The sequence below is a fragment of the Streptomyces sp. Q2 genome (genome assembly GCF_056820935.1).
On record NZ_JBXEJE010000105.1, the window covers coordinates 1 to 2,216 of the forward strand.

Consider the following 2,216-nt stretch of genomic DNA (forward strand, 5'->3'; position numbering starts at 1 on the left):
CGCGCCGGGGCCGGGTGCGCCCGGGGCGGCCGGCCACGACGACCGCCACGACGACCGCCGCGGCGGACGGCCGGGCCGACGCCCCCGAGGCGGCGGACGGCCCGGTTCCGGTGATCTCCCCCCTGGTGCGCCGCCTCGCCCGCGAGAACGGCCTGGACCTCAGGGAACTGACCGGCTCCGGCCCCGACGGGCTGATCCTGCGGGCCGACGTGGAGTACGCGCTGCGCGCGGCAGCGGCCCAGGGGCGTACGACGGTTCCGGCCGCCGAGGCGCACGCGCCCGTGGCGCCGAGCCCCACCATGGCGCCGAGTCCCACCATGGCGCCGAACGCCACCGGCCCGGCTCCCTCCGCCACAACCGCGGGACCCACCCGCGTCCCCCTCAAGGGCATCCGAGGCGCCGCGGCCGACAAGCTCTCCCGCAGCCGCCGCGAGATCCCGGACGCCACCTGCTGGGTGGACGCCGACGCCACGGAACTCATGAAGGCACGCTCGGCGATGAACGCCGTCGACGGGCCGAAGGTCTCCCTCCTCGCCCTGCTGGCCCGCATCTGCACCGCCGCCCTGGCCCGGCACCCCGAGCTCAACTCCACCGTGGACATGGAGGCCAGGGAGATCGTCCGGCTGGACGCCGTGCACCTCGGGTTCGCCGCGCAGACCGAGCGGGGCCTCGTCGTGCCCGTCGTACGCGACGCGCAGGCGCGGGACGCCGAGGCGCTGACCGCGGAGTTCGCCCGGCTGACCGAGGCGGCCCGCCAGGGCACCCTCACCCCCCGGGACCTCACCGGCGGCACCTTCACGTTGAACAACTACGGCGTGTTCGGCGTCGACGGCTCCACGCCGATCATCAACCACCCCGAGGCGGCCATGCTCGGCGTCGGCCGAATCGTCCCCAAGCCGTGGGTGCACGAGGGCGAGCTGGCCGTGCGCCAGGTGGTCCAACTGTCGCTCACCTTCGACCACCGCGTGTGCGACGGCGGCACGGCGGGCGGCTTCCTGCGGTACGTGGCGGACTGCGTGGAACAACCGGCGGTCCTGCTGCGCACGCTCTGACCACGCGGTGAACGCCCGCCCCCTCCCGCGTTCCCTGTGATCGGCGTTCCCTGTGATCGCGGCGGCACGCATACTCGGGGGGTGACCGCCAACGAGCCGCCCCCCGCTGCCGCCGCGTACGACGCCGTCGTACTCGCGGGCGGTGCGGCCCGGCGGCTCGGTGGTGCCGACAAGCCCGGGGTGCGCGTGGGAGGGCGGGCGCTGCTCGACCGGGTGCTGGCGGCCTGCGCCGACGCGCGCGGCACCGTCGTCGTCGCCGACCCGCGGCCGACCGCGCGTCCCGTGACCTGGGCGCGTGAGGACCCGCCCGGCGGCGGGCCGGTGGCCGCACTCGACGCCGGGCTGCGCCACACCACGGCCGACGAGCTCGTCGTCCTCTCGGCCGACCTGCCGTTCCTCGGTGAAGCGACGGTACGACGGCTGCTGGCCGCCCTACGGGCCACCGGCACCGAGGGCGTGCTGCTCACCGACGCCGACGGCCGCGACCAGCCGCTGGTGGCCGCCTACCGCGCGCCCGCACTGCGCCGGGAGCTGACCGCCCTCGTCGCAGCGCACGGCAGCGCCACGGGGCTGCCCCTGCGCCGGCTCACCGCCGGTCTCGACCTCACCCGCGTCCCCGACCCCGTCGCGTCCTTCGACTGCGACACCTGGGACGACATCGCCACCGCCAGGGCACGTATCAGGGAGCATGGGCTCGTGTTGGATGAATGGATTTCCGCAGTCAAGGACGAGCTGGGCATCGACCTCGACGTCGACACCGGTGTGCTGCTCGACCTCGCCCGGGACGCCGCCCACGGCGTGGCGAGGCCCGCGGCACCGCTGACCACCTTCCTCGTCGGCTACGCGGCCGCACAGACCGGGGGAGGCCCCGAGGCGGTGGCGGAGGCGTCCCGCAAGGCCGCCGCCCTCGCCCTGCGCTGGGCGGACGAGGACACCGCCGACGCCAAACCGGACGTGGCCCCCGATGCCACGCCCGACACCCGCCCGGACGCCGGATGACCGCCCGTGCCGCCCGGACCGGCGAGGACGCCGACGACGCCGAGGACTTCGACGTCGAGGAGGTGCTCGCCCTCGTGAAGGAAGGCAACGGCCACTCCGCCGGTGATCACGTGCCCGCCCCGAAGGCCGGCCACCACGAGGCCTCCCACCAGTCCGCCCACCCAC

The 2,216-nt window shown here is 75.9% G+C and carries 2 protein-coding genes; both read left to right on the top strand.

Annotated elements, in window-relative coordinates:
- A partial coding sequence (locus ACWBNA_RS47730) for a dihydrolipoamide acetyltransferase family protein (RefSeq protein ID WP_482710867.1) occupies nucleotides 1-1,052 on the top strand: 1,052 nt, incomplete at its 5' end.
- A gap of 81 nt (nucleotides 1,053-1,133) precedes the next feature.
- Nucleotides 1,134-2,051 (top strand): NTP transferase domain-containing protein, encoded by a 918-nt coding sequence (locus tag ACWBNA_RS47735; RefSeq protein ID WP_482710868.1) that lies wholly within the window; start codon nucleotides 1,134-1,136, stop codon nucleotides 2,049-2,051.
- Nucleotides 2,052-2,216 lie beyond the last annotated feature (165 nt).